Raw genomic sequence first — 242 nt, forward strand, 5'->3', positions numbered from 1 at the left:
CCGCTTTCATCACACCGCCGCGGCGTTCGTCCCGCACTGCTGGGCCCACTACCTGCCGGGCGACTGGGTGCCGCATGTCACGCTCGGCGAGGGCATGAGGCCGGCTCTGGTGCCGGCGGCGATTGGCAACGCCATAGCCGCCTGGCGTCCGCAACCCGCGGTGCTGCACCGGATCTCGCTGGTCCGGTTCCACCCGGTCGAGCTGCTGTGGTCGACAGCGCTGGCGCCGGCGCACCCGTGAG

1 protein-coding gene is annotated in these 242 nt (G+C 72.3%); it reads left to right on the forward strand.

Features of this window, described 5'->3' with window-relative positions; genetic code table 11:
- The coding region (locus FFK22_RS43720; protein ID WP_221939337.1) for a hypothetical protein at positions 1-241 on the forward strand (241 nt) is incomplete at its 5' end.
- Between the last annotated feature and the right edge of the window lies 1 nt (position 242).

Source organism: Mycobacterium sp. KBS0706, from assembly GCF_005938675.2.
Classification (GTDB): domain Bacteria; phylum Pseudomonadota; class Alphaproteobacteria; order DSM-16000; family Inquilinaceae; genus Inquilinus.